Below are 23,911 nucleotides of genomic sequence, written 5' to 3' on the forward strand. Positions count from 1 at the left end.
CATCGGCCGGCCGATGAAAGTGTCGGTGGGCCGATGAAGTTCCATCGTCCCAGCGCGAGTTCCAGCGGCCGGCCGATGAATCCTCCGGCCGGCCGACCCGTGGAAGAATCCGCCGCGTGAGCGTCCCGAACGTCCTGGCCACGCGGTACGCCGCTCCCGACCTCGCCGGCATCTGGTCGCCGGAGCACAAGGTCGTCCTCGAGAGGCAGCTGTGGATCGCCGTCCTCAAGGCCCAGCGCGACCTGGGGATCGAGGTGCCCGACGGCGTCGTCGAGGCCTACGAGGCGGTCGTGGACCAGGTCGACCTCGCCTCGATCGCCGCCCGCGAGCGCGTCACCCGCCACGACGTGAAGGCGCGGATCGAGGAGTTCTGCGCACTGGCCGGCCACGAGCACGTGCACAAGGGCATGACCTCCCGCGACCTGACCGAGAACGTCGAGCAGCTCCAGGTTCGCCAGTCGCTGGCGATCGTCCGCGACCGCGCCGTCGCGACGCTGGCACGTCTGGGCCGCCTCGCCTCCGAGCACCAGGTGACCGTGATGGCCGGTCGCAGCCACAACGTGGCGGCGCAGGCGACCACGCTCGGCAAGCGGTTCGCGACGGTGGCCGACGAGATGCTGGTGGCGCTGGACCGCGTCGAGGACCTGCTCGGGCGCTACCCGCTGCGCGGCATCAAGGGACCCATGGGCACCGCCCAGGACATGCTCGACCTGCTCGACGGCGACGAGTCGCGGCTGGCCGAGCTCGAGCAGCGCGTCGCGAGCCACCTGGGCTTCGACCGGGTGCTCACCAGCGTCGGCCAGGTCTACCCGCGCTCGCTCGACTTCGACGTGCTCTCCGCGCTCGTCCAGCTCGTCGCCGGTCCGTCCAACCTCGCCACGACCATCCGCCTGATGGCCGGCAACGAGCTGGTGACCGAGGGGTTCAAGGAGGGCCAGGTGGGGTCCTCGGCGATGCCGCACAAGATGAACAGCCGCTCCTGCGAGCGCGTCAACGGCCTGGCCGTCGTCACCCGCGGCTACCTCTCGATGATCGGGGAGCTCGCCGGCGACCAGTGGAACGAGGGCGACGTCTCCGACTCCGTCGTCCGCCGCGTCGCGCTGCCGGACGCGTTCTTCGCCGTCGACGGCCTCTTCCAGACCTTCCTCACCGTCCTCGACGAGTTCGGCGCGTTCCCGGCGGTCGTGCAGCGCGAGCTCGACCGCTACCTCCCGTTCCTCGCCACCACGAAGGTGCTCATGGCGGCGGTCCGCAACGGCGTCGGCCGCGAGGCCGCGCACGAGGCGATCAAGGAGGCGGCCGTCGGCACCGCGCTCGACATGCGGCGTGGCCAGGCCGAGAACGACGTCTTCGCCCGGCTCGCCGCAGACCCCCGGCTCTCGCTATCGGCGGACCAGCTGACCTCGCTCGTCGCCGAGCCGATCACCTTCACCGGCGCCGCGGTCGCCCAGGTCCAGGAGGTCGTACGCCGGGTGGCGGCCGTGACCGATCGCCACCCCGGCGCCGCGGCGTACGCCCCCGGCGCGATCCTCTAGGCCGGCCGGTCCGGTGCGTCGGCGGGCCGGGGTGTGCCGATCCGCGGGCCAGCCGGCCCCGTGTCCAGCGACCGTACGGCCGCTCCACACGCGTCAGAACGCGTGTGAAGCGACCACAGGGTCGCTGGACATGCCGCCGCAGGCGGGGGTCGCCCGGGCCCACCGGCCTGCAACGACCCGGGCGGTGCCGGACATGAGCGAGGCATGAGCCCAGGCAGCGGCGCACGCGACGGCCCGCGCGAGGACGAGTTCCGCCGGTTGTACGCCGCCCACTTCGACGCCGTCCTCGGCTTCGCGCTGCGCCGCGTCGACCGGCCCGAGGACGCCGCCGACATCACCGCCGACACCTTCCTGGTGGCCTGGCGGCGGCTCGCGCACGTGCCGGCGGAGCCCGAGGCGCGGCCCTGGTTGTACGGCGTCGCCCGCCGCGTGCTGGCCAACCAGCGGCGCGGCGAGGGGCGGCGCAGTGCGCTCGGCGACCGGCTGCGCCGCGAGCTGGCCACCGTGGCGCCCGACCCGAGCGCCGACGTCGTGCAGCGGGCGGACGTGACCGCGGCGATGCGGCGGCTCAGCGGTCGCGACCAGGAGGTCCTGGAGCTGCACCTGTGGGAGGGGCTCGAGCCGCGGGAGATCGCGGAGGTCCTGGGCCTCTCCACGGTCGTCGTGCGACCGCGGCTGTCGCGAGCGCGCGCACGCCTGCGGGCGCTGCTGCCCGACGGGCCGGAGCCGCCCGGCAACGGGCCGGAGCCGCCCCGCAACGGTCCGGCGACGGCCGGACATCTCCCCAGCACACCCCAGCTCACCCGGAAGGAGCGGTAGATGGACCCCACGATCAGCGACGACGCGGTCGGCCGGCTGCCGATCGCGTCCGGGCGGGCCGAGCTCCTGGAGGAGATCATGAGCACTCCCGTCACCGACCGCCCGACCGCGCCGGCGGCCACCCCGCGCGGCCGCACCACCTGGCTGGTCCCGCTCGCCGCGGCCGCCGCCGTCGCGGCGGTCGCCACCGGCCCGCTGTGGTGGCCCTCCGGGGACGGCTCGACGCCCGGGCCGGGCGACGGCCCCGCGGCGCAGGGCTCGCCGACGGCAGGGTCCGGGTCGGGGTCGGAGCCGCAGGCACCGGCCGACGACGCGACGTACCGCGCGGTGCTGGACATGCCGGGCTGGACCGTCACCCACGTCTACGAGGAGGCCGGGGGCAACGGCGGCGAGATCTCCTACGAGCGCGGCGAGGCCCTGCTCGAGGTCACCTGGCGGCCGGGGTCGCTCCACGACGACTACGTCGAGGACCGCCGGCACATCGTGGACCCGCCGGCGGACGGGGCACCGCTGCAGGTCCTGGGGCTCACCGCGCAGCGGTGGTCCTACAGCGCCGACGACCACACCGTCATCCGCCCGGTCGAGGACGGGTTCACGCTGGAGGTCCGCGGCAGCGGGATGCCGTTGAGCGGCTTCGAGGACCTGCTCGACGACCTGCGCCTGGTCGACGAGGCCGGCTTGGAGAATGCCCTCCCGGACACGTTCGTCACCACGAGCGAGCGCGACGCGGTGGTCGAGGAGATGCTCGACGGCATCGCCGCGGCGAGCGGCCAGGAGCGGGTGGCCGGTGAGGAGCGGCCGGCGATCACCTCCGAGCAGGCCGACCGCTACCACCTCGGAGCGGAGGTCGCCGGACAGGTGGCCTGCGCCTGGATCGAGGAGTTCCGTGCGGCCCGGCAGGCCGGGGACGAGGAGCGCGCGCAGGAGGCGGTCGACGTGCTGGCCAGCTCCCGGCAGTGGCCGGTGCTGCGCGAGATGGACGCGCGCGGCGACTACCCCGAGGCGATCTGGGACTACGCCGACGAGGTCGCGCGCGGCGAGGTGCCCGAGGGGTTCCGGGGCGGCCTCGGCTGCTGAGCCGATCGGCGCAGGACGCGCGAGGGCCCGGACACCGAGCGGTGTCCGGGCCCTCGTGGGTGTGCCGGCGCTCAGCCCTCGATCGCGGCCGGCTGGGCCTCGGGGGAGGTGGAGCCGATCTCGATCTTGCGCGGCTTGGCCTTCTCGGCGACCGGCACGACCAGCCGCAGCACGCCGGCGTCGTACGACGCCTCGATGCGGTCGAGGTCGAGGTTGTCGCCCAGGACGAGCTGGCGGCTGAACGAGCCGCGGGTGCGCTCGCTGGCGAGCATCTGCCAGTCGCCGTTGTTCGCCACCCGCTCGGCGCGGACGGTCAGCACGTTCCGCTCGACGTCGAGGTCGATGCTCTCGCGGGCGACGCCCGGGAGGTCGAACTCGATGACGAACCGGTCGCCCTCGCGCCAGGCGTCCATCGGCATGACGGCCGGGCGGTTGGTCGTCCCCAGCAGCTGCTGGGTCAGGCGGTCGAAGTCGCGGAACGGGTCGGTGGTGCGCAGCAACATGGGGGTCTCCTCCTGCTCTGGGATGTCGCGACGGGCCTGCGTGAGTCCGTCGTACCTGTATCAACGGCTACAGGTTTCTTATATTCCACGTTTGCGGCAGGATCAAGTCCGTGAGTCGCGGAGGAGCAGAGCACCGGCGCGGGGTCTTCGCGATCTCGGTCGCGGCCGAGATGGTCTCGATGCAGATCCAGAACCTTCGGGTCTACGAGCGCCGCGGGCTGGTCGACCCCGACCGCACGGCCGGGGGCACCCGTCTCTACAGCCGGGCCGACATCGACCGGCTGCACCGCATCCGCGACCTGCTCGCCGAGGGCCTCAACCTGGCCGGCATCGCCCGGGTGCTCGCGCTGGAGGAGGAGGTACGCCGCCTGCGCGACGCCAACGCGCGGCTGCGCGCGTCCGCCCCGGAACAACGCGCGCCGCGGGACGGTTGAGCCGGCCGTGACCACCGGACTGTGGGTGCTCCTCGGCGCCGTGCTCCTGACCCTTGCCGTCGGCGGCTGGCGGACGGCGGTCGACGGACGGTTCGGGCGAGGGAGGACGAGGGTGCAGCAGGGGAGCGGGGACGCGGCGACGGTGCCGACCACGTGGTCGCAGGTCGCCGACGCGCTGCCCGGCGTCGTACCGGGGGACCGGGCGACGCTGCTGCAGTTCTCGACGGCGTTCTGCGCGCCGTGCCGGGCGACCCGCCGCACGCTGGCGGAGGTCGCCGAGCTGGTGCCCGGCGTGGTCCACGTCGAGGTCGACGCCGAGCAGCACCTCGACGTGGTGCGCCGGCTCGACGTGCTGCGGACCCCGACCACGCTGGTGCTCGACGCGTCGGGCCGCGAGGTCAGCCGCGCCGCCGGTGCCCCGCGCAAGGAGCAGGTGCTCGGCGCGCTCGCCGAGATCGTCTGAGCCGGATCGGGTCCTCGGCGGCCGCTCGTCCCGGCGCGGCGCCCCTCTCCAGCGGCACTGCTGCCTCTCCACACGCGGCAGGACGCGTGTGGAGCGGCAACAGCGTCGCTCCAGAGGCCGCCCGGCAGCCACCCGTCCGCCGGCCCGGCCGGCCTCACGAACCGGCCGGATCCTCGATCGGCCGGCCCCAGGTGACGGCGTCGAGCACCTCGGGCGGGGCGGCGTCGCGCAGGCCGGCGCCCGGCCGGGCGCCCAGCGCGCCGTTGACGGTCGAGAAGGCGAGCCGGGTGGCGACGTACACGGTCGCGGCGACGATCTCGGCGTCGCCGAGCCCCACGTCCCGCAGGCGCTCGACGTCCTCGGGCGTGGTGCCGCCCGGGTCGCGGGCGACGGCGCGGGCCCAGGCCGCGAGGGCGCGCTCCCGCTCGTCGAGCCCCTCGTCGGTGCCGGTGAGCACCGCGACCGGCACGGCCGGGTCGCCCGCCTCGTCGGCGAGCCGGCCGCCCCAGGCGATCGAGCAGTAGCCGTCGCCCATCGTGCTGGCCAGCGCGGTGACGAGCACGCCGCGGTCGCGCATGGAGAGGCCGGCCGCGTCGGCGGCGGAGGTGACCAGGGTGACGTAGGCGCGGTGGACGTCGGGCTGGTGCGCCCACACGCGCGTGAGGTTCATGACGAAGCCGTGCTCGGCCCGGTCGGCGTCGAGGAGTGCAGCGACGGCCGGGTACGGCTCGGGGTCGCGGACGAAGTTCTCGGAGGCCATGACCCATCACACCTCATTCGTGGCGACGCGACCAGACCGCAGCGGCCAGCGCCGTCGACAGCACGACCAGCGAGGCGATCAAGGCGGCCCGCAGGGCGCCCTCGCCACCGAACGGGCCCATCGCGACGCCGTACGTCGTCATGAGCAGCGCGGCCCCCAGCGAGGAGCCGATCCGCTGGCCGGTCTGCAGCGCGGCCCCGGCGGCGCCGCCCATCCGCGGCGGCACCTCGGCGAGCGTCAGGGTGAAGTTCGGCGAGATGACCCCGCCGCCGCCGAGGCCGGCCAGCAGCAGGCAGGGCACCAGCGCCATCCAGATCGCGCCGTCGTCGAAGCCGGGCGCCAGCCACGCGGCCAGCGCGGTGCCGCTCATCATCGTCACCAGCGCGACGACGGTCAGCGTGCGGCCGGCGCGGGAGACGAGCCGCCCGGAGAGCGGCGCGGTGATCGCGGCGCCGACGGCGAAGGGCGTGGTCAGCAGGCCCGCCATGAGCGGGGAGAGCCCCAGCTCGCCCTGCAGGTGGACCGAGAGCACCAGGAAGATGCCGGTGAAGCCGGTGAAGTACAGCGTGCCGATCGCCATGCCGGTGCTGTAGCCGGGCAGCGTGCGCAGCAGGCCGACGTCGAGCAGCGGCGGGCGGCCGAGGCGGCCCAGCCGCGCCTCCCACCGCACGAAGCCCCAGCCGAACGCCGGAGCCCCCAGCAGCAGCGCCAGCGGCAGCAGCGCCCCGCCCTCGAGGCTGACGAGCGGGAACAGCACGCACAGCACAGCCCCGCCGAGCAGCAGCGCGCCCGGCACGTCGATCCACGTGCCGCTGTCGTCCTGACGGTCGGGGCCCGGGACGATCACCGCGATCGCGACCAGGGCAGCCAGCCCGATGGGGACGTTGACGAGGAAGAGCCAGCGCCACCCCTGCTCCTCCCCGGCCAGCGCGATGATCGCGCCGCCGAGGACCGGCCCGAGGGCCGAGGAGAGGGAGACGGTGAAGCCGAAGGCACCGAAGGCGCGCCCGCGCTCGGGGCCGCGGAAGAGCTGCTGGATCAGCCCGGAGTTCTGCGGGGTGAGCAGGCCGGCGGTCGCGCCCTGGGCGAGCCGGGCGGCGATGACGGTCTCCACGTTGGGCGCGAGGCCGACCGCCGCGCTGGAGACGATGAAGCCGGTCAGGCCGATCAGCATGAGCCTGCGCCGGCCGTAGGCGTCGCCGAGGCGGCCGCCGGCCACCAGGGTCAGGCCGAACGCGAGGGCGTACCCGGAGACGACCCACTGGATCGTCCCCGTCGACGTGTCGAGTCCCTCCTGCATCGAGGGGATCGCGACGTTGACGATCGTGACGTCGAGCAGCGACATGAAGCCGACCACCAGGGTCACGCCGAGGATCCGCCAGCGCCGGGGGTCGGGGGTGTGCTGCTCCTGGCCCTCCGCCACCTCCCGGGTGTCGACGCCCTCCTCGCTCACCGGCACCCGTTGCCCCATCCGGGTCGCCGCCAGTCACGTGCCGGGTGGCCGGTTTGCGGCGGGCGCCGGCGTACGTCGAGCATGCGGCCATGAGCCAGCCCGTCACCGTCTCGATCACCCGCACCCTCGATCCGGGCCACGACGCGGAGATGCTCAGCTGGCTGCAGGCCGGCACCACCCTGGCCCAGCAGTTCCCGGGCTTCCTCGGCGCCGGCTGGGTGCGCCCCGAGACCGGCTCGGACACCTGGCACATGCTCTACCGGTTCGCCGACGACGCCGCGCTCCAGGCCTGGGAGCACTCCCCGCAGCGGCAGTGGTGGCGGTCCTCGGCGGCCGGCCTCGGGGTGGTGGAGTCCCGCGTGGAGCGACGCACCGGCATCGAGGGCTGGTTCGACGACCCGGCCGCGCGCGACGTCGAGGACCTCCGCGCGACCCCCGGCGCCCCGCCGCGGTGGAAGCAGGCGTCGGTGATCTTCCTGGTCTTCTACCCGCTGAGCGTGCTGGTCAACTGGCTGGCCACGCCGCTCCTCGGCGAGGTCTGGCTGCCGGTGCGCGTGCTCGCCGTCGTGCTCGTGATGACCCCGGTGATGACCTACGTCGCGCTGCCCTGGATGACCCGCCGGATGGAGTGGTGGCTCCAGGGCCGCCCCGCCCCCTGGCGCCGCACCGCTGGTTGAGCAGCGAGGGCCGCGGGGCCTGGACGTGTCGAGACCTGGTGTGACGTGCCCGAGGCCCTGCGCGGGTGCGGGGGTTTCGACGACGGCTCGCTGGCGCTCGCCTGCTCAACCAGCGGGCGTCGCTGGCGCTCGCCTGCTCAACCAGCGGGCGTCGCTGGCGCTCGCCTGCTCAACCAGCGGGCGTCGCTGGCGCTCGCCTGCCTCGACCAGCGGGCCGGTCAGGCGCGGGCGGTGCCGCCCCAGTTGGCGAGCTTGACGGCGACGGTGTGCAGGTCGGCGCGCCAGACGTCCTCGGGGCCGGGAGGCAAGATGGCGTCCCACTCCACGGCGTACGAGCCCAGCACGCTCGCGAGCCCCTCGGTCCGCGCGAAGAACCACAGGTGGAAGTGCGAGCCGCCGTCGCCCCAGCGGTTGACGTGGACCCGCCCGATGCCGTCGAGCGCGCCGACGATCCGCACGAGCCGGTTGGTGATCCGGCCGAGCTCCGAGGCGAGGTCGTCGTCGAGGTCGCCCATGTCGAGGTGCTCGCGGGTGTGCAGCATCAGCACGAGCGGCAGGCCGGACGGCTCGCCGAGGTGGGTGAGCACCCAGTGCTCGTCCTCCCACACGACCCGCTCGGGGTCGAAGCCGGCGCAGGAGGAGCACGGGCGCGCAGGGTCCTCGCCCTCGCGCAGCCGCTCTGCCTCCGGGGGGCGCAGCGCCCGCGGCGCGACGGCGCCCTCGCGCACCTCCCACGGGAAGACGTCCCACTCGCCGAGGTCCGGCATCGGCAGCCGGCCGTCGGAGGCGTGCTGGAGGACCCGGGCGTGGACCTGCTCGGCGGACTCAGCCATGGGCACACTCTGCCACCGCACTAGCCTGGAGGCGTGCCAGACGTCGAGATCCCCGCCGCCCCGACGATCGACGGGGCCACCCACCTGCACTCGGGAAAGGTGCGCGACCTCTACGAGCTGACCGAGGGCCCGTACGCCGGGGCGCTGCTCATGGTCGCCAGCGACCGGATCTCGGCCTACGACTTCATCCTCGACGCGACGATCCCCGACAAGGGCGAGATCCTCACCCGGATGTCGCTGTGGTGGTTCGACCGGCTGGCCGACATCGTGCCCCACCACGTCATCTCGACCGACGTGCCCACGCAGGTCCGGGGCCGGGCGGTGGTCTGCGAGAAGCTGTCGATGTTCCCGGTCGAGTGCGTGGCCCGCGGCTACCTCACCGGCTCGGGCCTCAGCGACTACCGCGCGACCGGGGCGGTGTGCGGCAACCCGCTGCCCGATGGTCTCGTCGACGGGTCCCGGCTGCCCGAGCCGATCTTCACGCCGGCGACCAAGGCGGCCGTCGGCGACCACGACGAGAACGTCGACCTGGCCGCGGTCGCCGAGGTCGTCGGCCCAGGCGGAGCGGCCCGGCTGCGCGACCTGACCCTGGAGGTCTACGCCCGCGCGGAGTCGATCGCCCGCGAGCAGGGGATCATCCTGGCCGACACCAAGCTGGAGTTCGGCGATCGAGCCGACGGCACCACGGTCCTCGGCGACGAGGTGCTGACGCCGGACTCCTCGCGCTTCTGGCCGCTCGCGGAGTGGCAGCCCGGCCGCGCCCAGCCGTCGTACGACAAGCAGGTCGTCCGCGACTGGCTGACCTCCCCGGCGTCCGGGTGGGACAAGGCGTCGGGCGCGGCGCCGCCCCCGCTGCCGCCGGAGGTCGTGGAGCGCACCCGGTCGAAGTACGTCGAGGCGTACGAGCGGCTGACCGGCGAGACGTGGTGACCGCGCCGCGATGAGCGGGACGGTCCGCTTCGAGGCGCCGCCCGCGGTGGTGCTCGACTACCTCGCCGACCCGGTCAACCGGGCGGCGTGGCAGTCCAGCCTGGCCCGGGTCGAGGACGTCGTCGGCCCGGTGGGCGTCGGCCAGACCTGGACCGACGTCACCGTGCCGGGGCTCCGACCGCGGATGCGGACCACCGAGCTGGTGCCCGGCGAGCGCTGGACCGAGACCGGGACGTGGCGCGGCTTCGAGGCCGACCTGACCCTCGAGGTGGCGCCGGCCGCCGGCGGCGGGTGCGTGGTGTCGGTGGCGATGGACCTGCGCGGCCGGGGCCTCGCCGGCCCGCTGGCACGGGCGCTCGCGCTGGTCTCGCCGCGCGCCGTGCGCTCCGACCTGCGCCGGGCGGCGCGCCTCCTCGGGGACGGCACCGGCCGGGCTCGTCCGCTTCGTGACCAGTGAGTAGGTTGGGCCCGTCCCGACCGACGTGATGGAGGCCACCCCAGTGTCGACGTACAACCTCTCGTCCCTGCTCGAGAACAGCGCCCGGCAGTACCCCGACCGGGACGCGGTCGTCCTCGGCGATACCCGGCTGACCTACGCCGCGGTCGACTCGTTCGCCAACATGGTCGCCAACCTGCTGGTCTCCCGCGGCATCCGGCCGGGCGACAAGGTGGCGCTGAGCTGCCCGAACCTGCCGTACTTCTCGGTCGTCTACTACGGCATCCTCAAGGCCGGCGCGACCGTCGTCCCGCTCAACGTGCTGCTCAAGGGCCGCGAGGTGGCCTACCACCTCGCCGACAGCGATGCGAAGGCCTACTTCTGCTTCCAGGGCACGCCGGACCTGCCGATGGCGCAGGAGGGGTACGCCGGGTTCGGCGAGGTCGAGGGCTGCGAGCACTTCTTCGTCATCACCGCCGACCTCGGCGCGCCGAGCCCGATCGAGGGCACCGAGACCATGGCGCAGGCGATGGGCGGCCAGCCGGGTGAGTTCACCTCGGTGGAGACCGACGAGGACGACACCGCGGTGATCCTCTACACCTCCGGCACCACCGGCCAGCCCAAGGGCGCGGAGCTGCGGCACCGGAACATGCGCGACAACGCGCTGCTCGGCGAGCAGCTCTTCGGGGCCGACGCGAGCAACCCCGACACCTACCTGTGCGTGCTGCCGCTGTTCCACTCCTTCGGCCAGACCGTCATCCAGAACGGCGCGTTCGCCTACGGGGGCACCGTCGTGATGCTGCCGCGCTTCGAGGCGCAGGCCGCGCTGGGCCTGATGCTGAAGGAGAAGGTGACGTTCTTCGCCGGCGTCCCGACGATGTACTGGGGCCTGCTCGGCGCGCTCGAGGAGGGCGTCGACGTCGCCTCGATCGCGGAGAACCTGCGGGTCGCGGCGGCCGGCGGCTCCGCGCTGCCGGTCGAGGTCCACAAGGACTTCGAGAAGCGCTTCGGCGTGACGATCCTCGAGGGCTACGGCCTCTCCGAGACCTCGCCGGTCGCCTCGTTCTCCCCGCACGGCCAGCAGCCGCGCGTCGGCTCCATCGGCGTGCCGGTGCCCGGCGTGGAGATGACGCTGCTCAAGCCCGAGTCGTGGGAGGAGATCGACGAGCCGGGCCCCGACGCGGTCGGCGAGATCGCGATCAAGGGCCACAACATCATGAAGGGCTACCACGGCCGGCCCGAGGCGACCGAGGAGGCCATCCGCGACGGGTGGTTCCGCTCCGGCGACCTCGCGCGCAAGGACGAGGACGGCTGGTACTACATCGTCGACCGGTCCAAGGACATGATCATCCGCGGCGGCTTCAACGTCTACCCGCGCGAGATCGAGGAGGTCCTGATGACCCACGAGGCGGTCTCGCTCGCGGCGGTCATCGGGGTCCCCCACGAGAGCCACGGCGAGGAGATCAAGGCGTTCGTCATCCTCAACGACGGCGCCACGACCACCCCCGAGGAGCTCGTCGCCTGGTCCAAGGAGCAGCTCGCGGCGTACAAGTACCCGCGCGTCGTCGAGGTCGTCGACACCCTCCCGATGACGGCCACCGGCAAGATCCTCAAGCGCGAGCTCGCGTGACGGTGCCGTCCCGGCTCTCCCGCGGAGGCGGCCGATGAGGGCCCTGCTGATGATCCTGGCGGGGTTCCTCATCATCTCCGGCGGCCTGTGGTGGGTCGACGGTGGATCGGGGATCCTCGGGCCGCTGCTCGCCGGTCTCGGCGTCGCGCTCGTGATCGTCGTCGTGCAGAACAGCCGCGGCTGAGCCGGCGCCGTCACGGTCAGGCGCCGGCCGTCCGCTCAGGCGAAGGGGTCCGGGCGGCCACCGGGCAGCTCGGCGAGCAGCTCCCGCGCCTGCGCGGCGACCTTGTGCTCGACGAGCACCTCGTAGCGGGTGGCGACGACCTGGGTGACCGAGGAGAAGTCGCGGCGGCCGCGGGTCGCGGCGTAGCCGGCGAGCGCCCAGATCACGCCGAAGAGCGCACCGAACAGCACCGTCGACAGCAGGATCGTGAGCAGGCCCTCCTCGGTGAACAGGCCGAAGAGCAGGCCGATGAAGAGGCCGAACCAGGCGCCGGACAGCAGCCCGCCGAGCGCGACCTTGCCGGTGGTGAGCCGGCCGGTGATCCGCTCCAGCCGCTTGAGGTCGGTGCCGACGATCATGCACTGCTCGACCGGGAACTTCCGGTCGGCGAGGAAGTCGACGGCCTTCTGGGCGGCCGCGTAGTCGTCGTACACGGCCAGCGACTGCGGGAAGTCCAGGCCGAGCGGGGAGCGGCCGGCGCCGGGGCCGCCCATCGGCGTACCAGTGGGGATGCTCATGCTCTGACCAGTGCCCGGCGCACCTAGACTGGACACATGCCTCGAGTCGTCGTCGACGTCATGCCCAAGCCCGAGATCCTCGACCCCCAGGGCAAGGCGGTCCTCGGCGCACTGCCGCGGCTCGGCTTCGACGGGGTGACCGACGTCCGCCAGGGCAAGCGCTTCGAGCTCGTCGTCGAGGGCGAGGCCGACGGCACCGTCAGCGAGGCGGTGCTCGCCGACGTCACCCGGATGGCCGAGACGCTGCTGTCGAACCCGGTCATCGAGAACTTCGCGGTGCGGGTGGAGCAGGACGCATGAAGGTCGGCGTCGTCACCTTCCCCGGCTCGCTCGACGACGTCGACGCGCAGCGCGCCGTCCGCCTCGGCGGCCACGAGGCCGTCGCGCTGTGGCACGGCGACCACGACCTCCGCGGCGTGGACGCGGTCGTGCTGCCGGGCGGCTTCTCCTACGGCGACTACCTGCGCTGCGGCGCGATCTCCCGCTTCTCCCCGGTGATGACCGAGGTGGTGGAGGCGGCCGGTCGCGGCATGCCCGTGCTGGGCATCTGCAACGGCTTCCAGATCCTGTGCGAGTCCCACCTGCTGCCCGGTGCGCTCATCCGCAACCAGCGCCAGAAGTTCCTCTGCCTCGACCAGCGCCTGCGCATCGAGAGCACCCGCACCCCGTGGACCGCGGCGTACGCCGAGGGCCAGGAGGTCGTCATCGCGCTCAAGAACGGCGAGGGGTCCTTCGTCGCCGACGAGGAGACGCTGGACCGGCTCGAGGGCGAGGGACAGGTCGTCGCCCGCTACCTCGGTGAGAACCCCAACGGCTCGCTGCGCGACATCGCCGGCATCAGCAACGAGCGCGGCAACGTCGTGGGCCTCATGCCGCACCCCGAGCACTCCGTCGAGGAGCTCTGCGGCACCGGCACCGACGGGCTCGGCTTCTTCGCGCTGGCCTCGCTGGCCGCCGAGGTCTTCGCGTGATCTCCTCGCCGAACCGGCTCTTCCGCACCGTCGCGACCGCCGAGGCGATCACCTGGGCCGGCCTGCTGGGCGGGATGTTCCTCAAGTACGCCACCGACACCACCGAGCTCGGCGTCCGGATCTTCGGGCCGATCCACGGCGCGGTGTTCATCGCCTACTGCGTCACGACCGTCGTCGTCGCCGTCGACCAGCGCTGGTCGCCCGGCCGGCTCGTCGGCGGCCTGGCCTCCTCGGTGCCGCCCTTCCTGACCCTGTGGTTCGAGCGGTACGCCGGCCGGCAGGGCCTGCTCGCCGACTCCTGGCGGCTGCGCTCCACCGACACGCCCGCGACCGGCCTCGAGCGACCCGTCGGCTGGCTGGTGCGCAACCCCGCCCGCGGGCTCGTCGCCGCCCTCGTCGCGGTCGTCGCCCTCTTCGGCCTCGCGCTCGTCGCCGGCCCGCCCGTCGGCTGACCCGTCCGCGCCGCCGGAAGTTTCATCGGCCGGCCGATGAAACTCCCGGTGGGCCGATGAAACTTCATCGTCCGACCGACAGTTCCAGCGGCCGGCCGACGAAACGTTCGCCGCTGGGCCGCTCGAGCCTCAGCGGACGCCGGAGCGGAGGGCGGCCCAGGACTCGGGGTTGACGACGCCGGAGACCGGCAGGTCGATCTTGTCCTGCCAGGCGCGGACGGCGGTGTCGGTACGGGCGTCGAAGACCCCGGTGACGACGACCTGCGCGCGGGGGCTCGCGGCGTTGATCGCCCGCTGCACGCGGCGCACGTCCGAGCCGGCCGACCCGCGCTTGAGGACCGGCGAGCCGCCGGCTGCGTGCAGGGACATCCAGTTGGCCTTGGTGAACCGGTCCTGGACCGGGAAGCCGTGGGCGGACTGCCACGCGCGGATGCTGGCGAGGGTGCGGGCGTTCAGGGTGCCGGTCAGCGCGCCGGCGTACTCGCCCTTCTCCTTGAGCAGGCACTGCAGCGCCTTGACCTGGCCGGGGTCCGACGGCTTCTGGTTGCCGGTGGCCGGACGGAGCGCGGCGTACGTCGGGTAGGAGACGCGCGTGCCGCCGCAGCGCGACTCGGGCGCGGCGACCGAGCCCCGGCCGACGTCGAGGAAGTTGCTGTCGATGTTGATCCGGACGCCGCCCCAGGTCTCGTCGTGCCCGCCGCGGTACTGCTTGACGCGGCCGTGCGGACGCCAGCCGTCGTCGCGGATGTAGGAGGTCGAGGTGTTGGCGACGCCGTCCCAGCGCGCGACCCAGATGTAGTCGGGCAGCGTGTAGGTGCCGGGCCGGTTGACGCGGACGTCGTCGAGCGCCTTGATGCCGGAGCCGGCGCTGGAGTAGACGCCGGAGACCCAGCCGAGCTCGTGGAGCCGCTCGGTCCACGCGCCGAGGAACGCCAGGGCGGACTCGCGGCAGTGGGTGTTGCTGTTGTCGTAGCCCTCGAGGTCGTACCACAGCGTGCTGCCCGGGGCGATGCCGAGCGCGGTCGCGGCGGCGACGGAGGAGTCGGCCTCGGCGATGCCCTGCTGGCGGGCCTGGAAGTACCGACCGTTGCCGCCCGGCTTGGGGTTGATCTTCACGTCGTCGTCGTAGCGGGGGAACCGCGGCTGGCACGACGCCTGCGGGCCGAGGGTGATCGGCAGCAGCCGCCAGCCCTTGCTGAGCTGGCTGCTCACCCAGGCCGGCGTCAGGTTCGGCTGGCTGCGGCAGGCGCGTGAGTCGCCGGCGATGTAGATGCCGACGGCGAGGAACGGGGAGTGCTTGAGCCAGCGGTTCATCGCCCGCTGGTCGGGCGCCAGGCACTGGTCGAAGCCGTAGCCGGTGAAGTCGCCGGGCGTCACGACGTTCGCCTTCTTGGCGACCGCCTTCGCGGCCGGTGCGGAGGAGGCGGGGGAGGGACCCTCGGCCTCGGCGGCCTGCGGGCCGAGCAGCAGGGCGCCGGCGAGGAGGGCGGACAGGACGGCGGGGGCACGGCGGCGCATGGGGCTCGATCACTCCAGGAGACGGGAAGGCGCCTCACCATAACCACAGCAGTCACACCAGTCACAGGGCTTCGGTCGAACTACACCGGGGTAGTTCTCGTCGCGCCGGCCGTGGTCGGTGACGCGACGTACCGCCGGTAGATTGTCGCCGTGCTCGACACCGTGGCCGCTGCCGCCGAGGACCCCGCCCGTGACCAGCCCTGGGCCGACCTCGGCCTCAAGGCCGACGAGTACCGACGGATCCACGAGATCCTCGGTCGTCGCCCGACGAGCTCGGAGCTGGCGATGTACTCGGTGATGTGGAGCGAGCACTGCTCCTACAAGTCCTCCAAGGTCCACCTCAAGCAGTTCTCCGAGCTGCCGCAGGAGACGCCGCTCGGCAAGACCCTGGCCGGCATCGGCGAGAACGCCGGCGTGATCGACATCGGCCAGGGCTACGCGGTGACGTTCAAGGTGGAGAGCCACAACCACCCGTCGTACGTCGAGCCCTACCAGGGCGCCGCGACCGGCGTCGGCGGCATCGTCCGCGACATCCTCGCGATGGGCGCCCGCCCGGTCGCCGTCATGGACCCGCTGCGCTTCGGCCCGCTCGACGCCGACGACACCCACCGCGTGCTGCCCGGGATCGTGGCGGGCGTCGGCGGCTACGGCAACTGCCTGGGGCTGCCCAACATCGGCGGCGAGGCCGTCTTCGACGAGACCTACCTCGGCAACCCGCTCGTCAACGCGCTGTGCGTCGGCGTGCTGCGCCACGAGGACCTGCACCTGGCCAAGGCGAGCGGCGTCGGCAACAAGGTCGTGCTGTACGGCGCGAAGACCGGCGGCGACGGCATCGGCGGTGTCTCGGTGCTGGCCTCGGAGACCTTCGACGCCGCCGAGGACGGCACCAGCGGCCCCGCGAAGCGTCCGGCCGTGCAGGTCGGCGACCCCTTCATGGAGAAGCTCCTCATCGAGTGCACCCTCGAGATCTTCGCGGCCGGCCTGGTCGCGGGCATCCAGGACCTCGGCGGCGCGGGCCTGTCCTGCGCCACCTCCGAGCTGGCCAGCGCCGGCGACGGCGGCATGCACGTCGACCTCGACCTGGTGCCGCTGCGCGACTCCACGCTCTCGCCCGAGGAGATCCTCATGAGCGAGTCGCAGGAGCGGATGATGGCGGTCGTCGAGCCCGGCGACGTGGAGGCGTTCCTCGCGATCTGCGCGAAGTGGGACGTCGACGCGACCGTCATCGGCGAGGTCACCGACACCGGCCGGCTCCACGTCGACTGGCACGGCCAGCGCGTCGTCGACGTGCCGCCGCGCTCGGTCGCGCACGAGGGCCCGACGTACCAGCGTCCCCTCGCCCGGCCCTCCTGGCAGGACGAGCTGCAGGCCGACCGCGCCGAGGACCTCCCGCGGCCGACGACGCCCGAGGAGCTGCGCGAGACGCTGCTGCGGATGGTCGCCAGCCCGAACCTGTGCGACAAGTCCTGGATCACAGACCAGTACGACCGCTACGTCCGCGGCAACACCGTCCTCGCCCAGCCCTCCGACAGCGGCATGGTCCGCGTCGACGAGGAGACCAACCTCGGCGTGGCCGTCTCGACCGACTGCAACGGCCGGTTCGCCAAGCTCGACCCGTACGCCGGCGCGCAGCTCGCCCTCGCGGAGTCCTACCGCAACGTGGCGACCGGCGGCGCCGTCCCGCTCGCGATCTCCGACTGCCTCAACTTCGGCTCGCCGGAGGACCCGGCGGTCATGTGGCAGTTCGCCGAGGCCTGCCGCGGCCTCAAGGACGGGTGCGCCGAGCTCGGCATCCCGGTGACCGGCGGCAACGTCAGCCTCTACAACCAGACCGGCGAGACCGCGATCCTGCCGACCCCGGTCGTCGCGGTGCTCGGCGTCGTCGAGGACGTCACGCAGCGGACCCCGTCGGCCTGGTCGGCCGCGGGCGAGTCCGTCTTCCTGCTCGGCGAGACCCGCGAGGAGCTCTCCGGCTCGGAGTGGGCGCACGTCGTGCACGGGCACCTCGGCGGCCTCCCGCCGCGGGTCGACCTGGCCGCGGAGAAGGCGCTCGCCGCGCTGCTGCACGAGGGCGTCGGGCTGCTCACCAGCGCCCACGACGTCGCCGACGGCGGGCTCGCCCAGACCCTCGCCGAGGCCGCGATGCGGACCATGGTCGGCGTGACCGCGACCGTCCCGGGCGACCCGTTCGTCGGGCTGTTCGCGGAGTCGGCCGCCCGCGCGGTCGTCACCGTGCCGGCCGGCGACGCCGACCGCCTGCGCGACCTCGCCGCGCGCCACGGCGTACCCCTCACGGAGCTGGGCACCACCGGCGGCGACTCCCTCGTCGTCGAGGGCGCCTTCGACGTGCCGCTGCTCGAGCTGCGGTCGGCGTGGATGGCCACGCTGCCGGCGGCTCTCGCCTGAGTCGGGCCGCCTGAGTCGGGTGCCGGAGGACCTCGTGGTCACGGGGACGTGGACCGTCCCCGACGCCGAGCTGTCCGAACGGTTCTCGCGCTCGTCCGGCCCGGGCGGGCAGGGGGTCAACACGGCGGACTCGCGGGTGGAGCTGTCGTACGACGTCGCCGGCTCCGCCTCGCTGCCCGACCGGCTGCGCGACCGCGTCCTCGCCCGGCTCGCCGGACGGCTGGTCGACGGGGTGCTGACGATCGCGGCCAGCGAGCACCGCACCCAGCTGGCCAATCGGAGGGCCGCGCGGGAACGAATGGCCTCCGTGCTCCGTGACGCCTGCGCCCCGCCCCCGCCGAGCCGGCGACCGACCCGGCCGACCCGCGGTTCGAAGGAGCGGCGGCTGTCGGCCAAGAAGCGGCGCGGGGAGACCAAGCGGGGCCGGCAGGGGCGGTTCGAGTGAGGGCCACCCGGCGTGGGCTCCTCGGCGGCGGCCTGGTCGCGGGCGTGGGTATCGGGACGCTGGCCGCCTGCAGCGAGGGCGAGCCGCCGACCACCACCAGGAGGAGCGAGGGCGTGACCGGAGCACCGACGACCCCCGAGCGGCGACGCATCGAGTACGGCCAGGACCCCTCCCAGTTCGGCGAGCTGCACCTGCCGTCCGGCGAACCGCGCGGCGTCGTGGTCGTGGTGCACGGCGGGTTCTGGCGCTCGCAGTACGACCTGTCGCTCGGCACCCCGCTCGCCGTGGACCTGGCCCGGCGCGGGTGGGCGGCGTGGAACATCGAGTACCGCCGGGTCGGCTCGGGTCCCGGCGGGGGCGGCGGCGCGCCCGAGACGTTCGACGACATCGCCGCGGCCGTCGACGCGTTGCGGGAGACCGGCCTGGACCTGTCGACCGTCGTCGCGGTCGGCCACTCCGCCGGCGGCCACCTCGCCGCCTGGGCCGCCTCGCGGACGCGCGACGAGCGCTGGGCCGGCGGGGTCGGGCTGACCGGCATCGTCTCCCAGGCGGGCGTGCTCGACCTCCGCCGGGCGATCAGCGAGGGCGTCGGCCAGACGGCCGTGCCGGACCTGCTGGGCACCGACCCCGACCCGGCCGCCGTCGACCCGGCCTACGACCCGCAGCAGCAGCTGCCCCTCGACGTACCGCTCTGGTGCGTGCACGGCCGCGAGGACGACATCGTCCCGATCAACCAGTCCGAGGAGTACGTCGCCGCCGCGACCGCCGCCGGCGCCTCGGCCGAGCTGGTCGCCGTCGACGGCGACCACTTCGTCGTCATCGACCCCGCCGGCGACGCCTGGGCCCGGATCGTCGCCATCCTCGACGCCCTCGCCTGACCCCGCTGGCCGAGCGACTCCGCCGGTCGAGCAGAGAGCCCTGGCGGGCGTCGTCGAGCTCCCGCTGGTCGAGCAGCGAGCGCCAGCGAGCGTCGTCGAGACCCGGTGAGGGTGCGTGCGGTGCTGGGTACGTCGCGGGGTTTCGACACGGTCGGGGCTGGGGCGCCTCCCTGCTCAACCAGCGGTGGACTCCTGCTGGTCGAGCAGCGAGCCCCGGCGAGCGTCGTCGAGACCCGGTGAGGGTGCTTGCGGTGCTGGGTACGTCGCGGGGTTTCGACACGGTCGGCGCTGGGGCGCCTCCCTGCTCAACCAGCGGTGGACTCCTGCTGGTCGAGCAGCGAGCGCCAGCGAGCGTCGTCGAGACCCGGTGAGGTGCGCAGGGCCTTGCGGTGGGCGGTGGCGGACTCCTGCTGGTCGAGCAGCGAGCGCCAGCGAGCGTCGTCGAGACCCGGTGAGGTGCGCAGGGCGTTGCGGTGGTCGCGGGCGCTCGGCTGGTCGAGGGGCGCGCGCTCGTGGCTGCCCCACCGCGACCACCCACCGCCCGCCGCCCGCAGGCCGCCTAGCCTGAGGGCGTGCTGCTGCGGTGGAGGCTGGGCGTCGTGGTCGGCGGCGGGACCGGGGTGGGGCACGAGGTCTGCCTGCGGCTGGCTCGGTCGGGGTCGGGGGTGCTCGTGGTCGACCCCGACGCGGCGGCGGCCGAGGTGACGGCGGCGGAGGTGCGGCGCAGCCGGGTGTCGGGCTGGACGCTGCAGGCCGACCCGGCGACCGAGCCGGCCGACGACCAGCTGGTCGCGGGCCGGGCCCGGGACCTCGGCGGCGCCGACCTCCTGGTGACCTCCGGCATGACCGCGCGGGCGGCGCTCGCCCTGGGCCGCGCGCTGCTCATCGAGCCGGTCCTCGTCCCAGGCCCGCGCGACCTCGACGCGAGCCGCACCGCGGCCGCCGTGCTCGGCCTCCTGCGCGACGCCGACCCGGGCGCCGTCGTCGTCCTCTAGCGCGCCGCCGGCGACGTGAGCGTGCGGGCCTCCGGCCCGGGGCCGGGCTGGCAGTGCGGGCACCACCAGGTACGCCGGTTGGCGGGGTCGTTCGGGACCTCCGGCACCACCTCGACCCGGGTGCCGCACCGCAGGCACGGCCGCCCGGCCCGCCCGGACACCCAGTGCGACTCGCCCTTGCGGCCGACGCCGGTCGTGACCTGGTAGGCACCCTCGACGGTCGCCGAGTGCACCAGCGCCCGGGCCCCCAGCGCGACGAGCCGCTCGACGTCGACGTCGCCGATCGGCGTCCAGGGGCTGCGGCCGACGAGGAAGGCCAGCTCGTTGGCCCACAGGTTGCCCCAGCCGGCGACCTTGCGCTGGTCGAGCAGCGCGGACACGAGCGGCACGGCGGGCTCGGCGCGCAGGCGGCGTACGGCCTCCTCGGCGTCCCAGTCCGCCCGCAGCGGGTCCGGTCCGAGGTGGCCGACCAGCTCGTGCTCGCGGGCGGTCTCGACGAGCTCCACCTCGTGCAGCTTCAGCCCGTACGCCGTGTGGCCGGCGTCGGTCGCGAGCACGATCCGCACGTCCGGCATGAGCCTGCGGGGCAGCTGCTTGCCGGGGCCGGTGACCGACCAGGAGCCGTCCATCAGCAGGTGGGTGTGCAGGGTGGCCCCTCCGCTGAACCGGGTGAGCAGGTGCTTGCCGTGCGTCGCGTGCTCCAGCACGACACGCCCGGCGAGGTCCCGCGTGGCGAGCCGGGGCAGGCGCAGGTCGCTGCGCACGATGGTCCGCCCGCGGAGCGGCCGGTCGAGCCGCCGCGCCAGCTTGTAGACGCTGTCCCCCTCCGGCACCCCGCCATCCTCCGGGGCCCGGTCAAGCCCGCGGGCGGGGGAGGCCGGCGGCGGAACCTATCCTCGTGACCGTGCCCGCACGACTCCGCCCCGCCGACCCCGCCGACGTGTCCGCCGCCCTCGCGCGGGTCCGCGCGGACGAGTCCGGCAGGGGCGAGAAGGGCGACCTCCGGCTGCTCGTCAAGCACTACCTGGCGCTCCTCGAGACCCGCGCGCCGGGCCACTCGGTGGAGGTGCGGGTGCCGCCCTACGCCGCGGTCCAGGTGGTCCCGGGCGTCCGGCACACCCGCGGCACCCCGCCCGCGGTGGTCGAGACCGACGCCGCGACGATCATCGCGCTGGCCACCGGCGAGCTGACCTGGCACGAGGCCGAGCAGGCCGGCCGGGTCCGGGCGAGCGGCGAGCGGGCCGACCTGTCGCCGTACCTGCCGCTGCACCGCTCGATGTCTTGACCTAGCGTTGCGCGCATGACGACCCGCCCCACCACCGACGAGCTGCGCGCCAAGGTCACCGAGGTCCTGCCGGGCCTGAGGAAGGACCTGGAGGACCTCGTCCGCATCGAGTCCGTCAGCGCCGACCCCGCCCGCGCCGGCGAGGTGCAGCGCAGCGCCGAGGCGGTCGCCGAGCTGTTCCGCGCGGAGGGCTTCCAGACCGTCGACATCGTCAGCGCCGAGGGCGGCGCGCCCGCCGTCATCGCGCACAAGGCCGGCCCCGAGGGCGCGCCGACCGTGCTGCTCTACGCCCACCACGACGTGCAGCCCGAGAACGACCACGCCGACTGGGACTCCCCGCCCTTCGAGCCGACCGAGCGCGACGGGCGGCTCTTCGCGCGCGGCGCGGCGGACGACAAGGCCGGTATCGCCGCCCACCTCGGCGCGCTCCGCGTCTTCGGCGACGACCTGCCGGTGAGCGTCACGATGTTCATCGAGGGCGAGGAGGAGGTCGGCTCGGAGTCGCTGCCCGCGCTGCTGCGCGAGCACCAGGAGCGGCTGCGCTCCGACGTCATCGTCATCGCCGACTCCGGCAACTGGGACATCGGCGAGCCGGCGCTCACCACCAGCCTGCGCGGCCTGGTCCGCGCCGACATCGAGGTCCGCACCCTCACCCACGCCGTCCACTCCGGCATGTGGGGCGGCCTCGTGCCGGACTCCCTCATCGCGCTCTCCCGGGTCATCGCGAGCCTCCACGACGACGAGGGCAACGTCGCCGTCGCCGGCCTGCACAGCGGCCCGGCGGCCGACGTGGAGTACCCCGAGGAGCGGCTCCGCGCCGAGTCCGGCGCCCTCCCCGACGTGCACTGGATCGGCAGCGGCTCGACCGTGGAGCGGCTCTGGACCAAGCCGGCGCTGTCCATCACCGGGCTCGACGCCCCCAAGGTCGAGGGCGCCAGCAACACCCTCGTCCCGGCCGCCCGGGCCAAGATCAGCCTGCGCATCGCGCCCGGCGACACCACCGAGAACGCCGTCGCCCGCCTGCGCGAGCACCTCGAGGCCCACGTCCCGTGGGGCGCCCGGCTCACCTTCACCGTCGTCGACACCGGCGGGGCCACGCAGATCGACGCGACCGGCCCGGCGTACGACGCCGCGCGCGAGGCGTTCACCGAGGCCTGGGACGGCACCGCGCCGGTCGACATGGGCGTCGGCGGGTCGATCCCGTTCATCGCGGAGTTCCTCGAGGCGTTCCCCCGGGCCAGCGTGCTCGTGACCGGCGTCGAGGACCCCGACACCCGGGCGCACGGCGCGAACGAGGGCCTGCACCTGGCCGAGTTCGAGCGGGTCGTGCTCGCCGAGACGCTGCTCCTGGACCGCCTGGGCATCCTGGAGGTGTGATCGCCGCCACCCACGCCGCCCTGCTCGAGCACCGGCGGGCGCGGGTGGAGGTCCTGACCGACCGGCTCGTCGCGACCATCGAGGCGGCCAACCCCGGCTACCGCGCCACCGGGCTCGTCCCGCATGCCGACCTGCGGCGCTCCTGCCACGACAACGTCGTCCGCGCGCTGGAGCTCCTCGGCGGCCCCGCGCCGGGGGAGGGCGGTCTCGACCCGGCCGACGACCCGGCGTACGACGCGGCGCGCGCGACCGGTCGGCGCCGCGCCGAGCAAGGGCTGCCCCTCGACGACGTCCTCCGCTCCTTCCGGCTCGGCGGCCGGCTGATCTGGGAGGACCTCGTCGACCAGGTCGGTGAGTCGCTCCCCGGCGCGGAGGTCCGCGAGGTCGGGACCCGGCTGTGGGAGGTCATCGACGAGACGTCCGCGCAGGTCGCCGCGGCCTACCACGCCGCCGAGCGGGCGGCCGTCCGCGCCGACGAGCAGCTGCGGGCCGAGCTGTGGGAGGGCCTGCTGAGCGGCCGTGGGGAGGACCCGGGGTTCGCCCACGAGGCGGCGCGGATCCTCGACCTCCCGGTCGCCGGGCGGTACGTCGTCCTCACCGGCCCCGCGCTCGACCCCGACCGGCAGCAGTCGGCCCTTGCGCCGCTCCGCTCCTGCTGGGTACGCCGCACGGGCGGCGCCGTCGGGCTGGTGCTGGTCGGGGCGGGTCGGGCGGGGGAGGTGCACGACGCGCTCCGCCCGGTCGACAGCCCGCTCGGCGCCTCGGTCGTCGTGGCGGGCCTCGCCGGGGTCGGCACCGGCTTCCGACAGGCGTCGGTCGCGCTGCGGACCCTCGCGGGCGAGCCGGGGCTGGCGGCGTTCGACGAGCGGCTGCCCGAGGCGCTGCTGCTCACCGCGCCGGAGGTCGCGGGCCGGCTGGTCGCGGTGTGGCTGGGCCCACTGCTCGCGGCCGGCGGCGGGGAGCTCGACGCGCTGCTGGAGACGCTCGAGGCGTGGGTCGCCACCGGCGGCTCCGCGACGCACACCGCCGCACGGGCGCACTGCCACCGCAACACCGTGCTCAACCGGCTGCGCCGGGTCTCCACGTTGACCGGCCACGACCTCGTCGACGTCGTGCCGCCGGTCGAGCTGGCGCTGGCCCTGCGCGCCCACCGCGCCGGCCTGCCTCAGTAGCCGCCACGCGGTGTGCGGAGTGCACAGACCCATCCGTTGAATCGTGGGCGACGAAGGCATGGTGTGGCGACGGTCACCCGTGCCACGATTCGACACTCGGGCTGGCGTTGTAAAGCCCGGT

28 protein-coding genes are annotated in these 23,911 nt (G+C 74.2%); 20 read left to right on the plus strand and 8 right to left on the minus strand.

Annotation, left to right across the window (positions count from 1 at the left end; genetic code table 11):
- Positions 1–116 precede the first annotated feature (116 nt).
- The 3 genes from purB (at position 117) to QWY28_RS11060 (ending at position 3,431) form a co-directional block, all read left to right on the plus strand.
- Positions 117–1,535 carry an adenylosuccinate lyase gene (purB, locus tag QWY28_RS11050; RefSeq protein ID WP_300952593.1) on the plus strand — a complete coding sequence of 473 codons (1,419 nt, stop codon included), beginning with the start codon at positions 117–119 and terminating at the stop codon, positions 1,533–1,535.
- A 204-nt stretch (positions 1,536–1,739) separates the two neighbouring features.
- On the plus strand, positions 1,740–2,354 hold the full coding sequence (locus QWY28_RS11055; RefSeq protein WP_300952594.1) for an RNA polymerase sigma factor: 615 nt from the start codon (positions 1,740–1,742) through the stop codon (positions 2,352–2,354).
- A complete protein-coding gene (locus QWY28_RS11060; protein ID WP_300952595.1) occupies positions 2,355–3,431 on the plus strand; it encodes a hypothetical protein in 1,077 nt (358 codons plus the stop codon).
- A 71-nt stretch (positions 3,432–3,502) separates the two neighbouring features.
- Here the strand turns inward: QWY28_RS11060 and QWY28_RS11065 are convergent, their stop codons facing one another.
- Positions 3,503–3,934, minus strand: a complete 432-nt coding sequence (locus QWY28_RS11065; protein WP_300952596.1) for an Hsp20/alpha crystallin family protein — start codon at positions 3,932–3,934, stop codon at positions 3,503–3,505.
- A gap of 110 nt (positions 3,935–4,044) precedes the next feature.
- Here QWY28_RS11065 and QWY28_RS11070 point away from each other — a divergent pair, with 110 nt between their 5' ends.
- Positions 4,045–4,368, plus strand: coding sequence for a MerR family transcriptional regulator (locus QWY28_RS11070; RefSeq protein WP_300952597.1), 324 nt, complete (start codon positions 4,045–4,047; stop codon positions 4,366–4,368).
- A gap of 7 nt (positions 4,369–4,375) precedes the next feature.
- The gene (locus QWY28_RS11075; protein ID WP_300952598.1) at positions 4,376–4,831 is read left to right on the plus strand and encodes a thioredoxin family protein; all 456 of its coding nucleotides are present in this window, start codon (positions 4,376–4,378) and stop codon (positions 4,829–4,831) included.
- 154 nt (positions 4,832–4,985) lie between these two features.
- On the opposite strand, the gene QWY28_RS11080 is transcribed toward QWY28_RS11075, so the two are convergent.
- Positions 4,986–5,591 carry a carboxymuconolactone decarboxylase family protein gene (locus tag QWY28_RS11080; RefSeq protein WP_300952599.1) on the minus strand — a complete coding sequence of 202 codons (606 nt, stop codon included), beginning with the start codon at positions 5,589–5,591 and terminating at the stop codon, positions 4,986–4,988.
- A 13-nt stretch (positions 5,592–5,604) separates the two neighbouring features.
- Positions 5,605–7,044 carry an MFS transporter gene (locus tag QWY28_RS11085; RefSeq protein ID WP_300952600.1) on the minus strand — a complete coding sequence of 480 codons (1,440 nt, stop codon included), beginning with the start codon at positions 7,042–7,044 and terminating at the stop codon, positions 5,605–5,607.
- 89 nt (positions 7,045–7,133) lie between these two features.
- Here QWY28_RS11085 and QWY28_RS11090 point away from each other — a divergent pair, with 89 nt between their 5' ends.
- The gene (locus tag QWY28_RS11090; RefSeq protein WP_300952601.1) at positions 7,134–7,721 is read left to right on the plus strand and encodes an antibiotic biosynthesis monooxygenase; all 588 of its coding nucleotides are present in this window, start codon (positions 7,134–7,136) and stop codon (positions 7,719–7,721) included.
- 218 nt (positions 7,722–7,939) lie between these two features.
- Here the strand turns inward: QWY28_RS11090 and QWY28_RS11095 are convergent, their stop codons facing one another.
- Positions 7,940–8,554, minus strand: a complete 615-nt coding sequence (locus tag QWY28_RS11095) for a hypothetical protein (RefSeq protein ID WP_300952602.1) — start codon at positions 8,552–8,554, stop codon at positions 7,940–7,942.
- A 33-nt stretch (positions 8,555–8,587) separates the two neighbouring features.
- On the opposite strand from QWY28_RS11095, the gene QWY28_RS11100 reads away from it, so the two are divergent.
- Genes QWY28_RS11100 through QWY28_RS11115 form a run of 4 tightly spaced genes read left to right on the plus strand, consistent with a single transcriptional unit; the run spans position 8,588 to position 11,734 of the window.
- Positions 8,588–9,484: a phosphoribosylaminoimidazolesuccinocarboxamide synthase gene (locus QWY28_RS11100; RefSeq protein WP_300952603.1), complete on the plus strand. Its 897-nt coding sequence runs from the start codon at positions 8,588–8,590 to the stop codon at positions 9,482–9,484.
- A gap of 10 nt (positions 9,485–9,494) precedes the next feature.
- Positions 9,495–9,941, plus strand: coding sequence for an SRPBCC family protein (locus tag QWY28_RS11105; protein WP_300952604.1), 447 nt, complete (start codon positions 9,495–9,497; stop codon positions 9,939–9,941).
- Between the two features lie 28 nt (positions 9,942–9,969).
- Entirely contained in the window at positions 9,970–11,550 is a 1,581-nt protein-coding gene (locus QWY28_RS11110; protein WP_300952605.1) for a long-chain-fatty-acid--CoA ligase, read from the plus strand.
- Between the two features lie 34 nt (positions 11,551–11,584).
- The gene (locus QWY28_RS11115) at positions 11,585–11,734 is read left to right on the plus strand and encodes a hypothetical protein (protein WP_300952606.1); all 150 of its coding nucleotides are present in this window, start codon (positions 11,585–11,587) and stop codon (positions 11,732–11,734) included.
- Positions 11,735–11,769: 35 nt separating this feature from the next.
- Here QWY28_RS11115 and QWY28_RS11120 read toward each other — a convergent pair whose 3' ends face one another.
- Positions 11,770–12,291, minus strand: coding sequence for a general stress protein (locus QWY28_RS11120; protein WP_300952607.1), 522 nt, complete (start codon positions 12,289–12,291; stop codon positions 11,770–11,772).
- Between the two features lie 36 nt (positions 12,292–12,327).
- Here QWY28_RS11120 and purS point away from each other — a divergent pair, with 36 nt between their 5' ends.
- Genes purS through QWY28_RS11135 form a run of 3 tightly spaced genes read left to right on the plus strand, consistent with a single transcriptional unit; the run spans position 12,328 to position 13,714 of the window.
- Positions 12,328–12,591 (plus strand): phosphoribosylformylglycinamidine synthase subunit PurS, encoded by a 264-nt coding sequence (gene purS / locus QWY28_RS11125; RefSeq protein WP_300952608.1) that lies wholly within the window; start codon positions 12,328–12,330, stop codon positions 12,589–12,591.
- Entirely contained in the window at positions 12,588–13,262 is a 675-nt protein-coding gene (purQ, locus tag QWY28_RS11130; RefSeq protein ID WP_300952610.1) for a phosphoribosylformylglycinamidine synthase subunit PurQ, read from the plus strand. Before purS ends, purQ begins: the two co-directional genes overlap by 4 nt.
- The gene (locus QWY28_RS11135; protein WP_300952611.1) at positions 13,259–13,714 is read left to right on the plus strand and encodes a DUF3817 domain-containing protein; all 456 of its coding nucleotides are present in this window, start codon (positions 13,259–13,261) and stop codon (positions 13,712–13,714) included. Before purQ ends, QWY28_RS11135 begins: the two co-directional genes overlap by 4 nt.
- Positions 13,715–13,843: 129 nt before the next feature.
- Here QWY28_RS11135 and QWY28_RS11140 read toward each other — a convergent pair whose 3' ends face one another.
- On the minus strand, positions 13,844–15,232 hold the full coding sequence (locus QWY28_RS11140) for a glycoside hydrolase domain-containing protein (protein WP_300952612.1): 1,389 nt from the start codon (positions 15,230–15,232) through the stop codon (positions 13,844–13,846).
- A 150-nt stretch (positions 15,233–15,382) separates the two neighbouring features.
- Here QWY28_RS11140 and purL point away from each other — a divergent pair, with 150 nt between their 5' ends.
- The 3 genes from purL to QWY28_RS11155 are packed head-to-tail and all read left to right on the plus strand — an operon-like array spanning position 15,383 to position 18,961.
- The gene (gene purL / locus QWY28_RS11145; protein ID WP_300952613.1) at positions 15,383–17,638 is read left to right on the plus strand and encodes a phosphoribosylformylglycinamidine synthase subunit PurL; all 2,256 of its coding nucleotides are present in this window, start codon (positions 15,383–15,385) and stop codon (positions 17,636–17,638) included.
- A 19-nt stretch (positions 17,639–17,657) separates the two neighbouring features.
- A complete protein-coding gene (gene arfB / locus QWY28_RS11150; protein ID WP_439117249.1) occupies positions 17,658–18,083 on the plus strand; it encodes an alternative ribosome rescue aminoacyl-tRNA hydrolase ArfB in 426 nt (141 codons plus the stop codon).
- On the plus strand, positions 18,080–18,961 hold the full coding sequence (locus QWY28_RS11155) for an alpha/beta hydrolase family protein (protein WP_300952614.1): 882 nt from the start codon (positions 18,080–18,082) through the stop codon (positions 18,959–18,961). Before arfB ends, QWY28_RS11155 begins: the two co-directional genes overlap by 4 nt.
- Positions 18,962–19,266: 305 nt before the next feature.
- Here QWY28_RS11155 and QWY28_RS11160 read toward each other — a convergent pair whose 3' ends face one another.
- Positions 19,267–19,590 (minus strand): hypothetical protein, encoded by a 324-nt coding sequence (locus QWY28_RS11160; RefSeq protein WP_300952615.1) that lies wholly within the window; start codon positions 19,588–19,590, stop codon positions 19,267–19,269.
- Between QWY28_RS11160 and QWY28_RS11165 the strand changes: the two genes are divergently transcribed.
- Positions 19,582–19,956 carry a hypothetical protein gene (locus QWY28_RS11165; RefSeq protein WP_300952616.1) on the plus strand — a complete coding sequence of 125 codons (375 nt, stop codon included), beginning with the start codon at positions 19,582–19,584 and terminating at the stop codon, positions 19,954–19,956. The two genes, QWY28_RS11160 and QWY28_RS11165, sit on opposite strands and share 9 nt — an antisense overlap.
- On the opposite strand, the gene QWY28_RS11170 is transcribed toward QWY28_RS11165, so the two are convergent.
- The gene (locus tag QWY28_RS11170) at positions 19,953–20,789 is read right to left on the minus strand and encodes a DNA-formamidopyrimidine glycosylase family protein (RefSeq protein WP_300952617.1); all 837 of its coding nucleotides are present in this window, start codon (positions 20,787–20,789) and stop codon (positions 19,953–19,955) included. The genes QWY28_RS11165 and QWY28_RS11170 overlap by 4 nt on opposite strands.
- A 71-nt stretch (positions 20,790–20,860) precedes the next feature.
- Between QWY28_RS11170 and QWY28_RS11175 the strand changes: the two genes are divergently transcribed.
- From QWY28_RS11175 to QWY28_RS11185, 3 genes are read left to right on the plus strand one after another with little or no spacing between them, the layout of a single operon-like run.
- Complete coding sequence (locus tag QWY28_RS11175; RefSeq protein WP_300952618.1) at positions 20,861–21,241, plus strand: sterol carrier family protein; 381 nt, start codon at positions 20,861–20,863, stop codon at positions 21,239–21,241.
- 15 nt (positions 21,242–21,256) lie between these two features.
- Positions 21,257–22,618, plus strand: a complete 1,362-nt coding sequence (locus QWY28_RS11180; RefSeq protein ID WP_300952619.1) for a dipeptidase — start codon at positions 21,257–21,259, stop codon at positions 22,616–22,618.
- Positions 22,615–23,790 (plus strand): PucR family transcriptional regulator, encoded by a 1,176-nt coding sequence (locus QWY28_RS11185; RefSeq protein WP_300952620.1) that lies wholly within the window; start codon positions 22,615–22,617, stop codon positions 23,788–23,790. The genes QWY28_RS11180 and QWY28_RS11185 overlap by 4 nt, the downstream gene beginning before the upstream one ends.
- Positions 23,791–23,911 lie beyond the last annotated feature (121 nt).

Origin of the sequence: Nocardioides oceani (genome assembly GCF_030412965.1) — a bacterium.
In the GTDB taxonomy this organism is placed as follows: domain Bacteria; phylum Actinomycetota; class Actinomycetes; order Propionibacteriales; family Nocardioidaceae; genus Nocardioides; species Nocardioides oceani.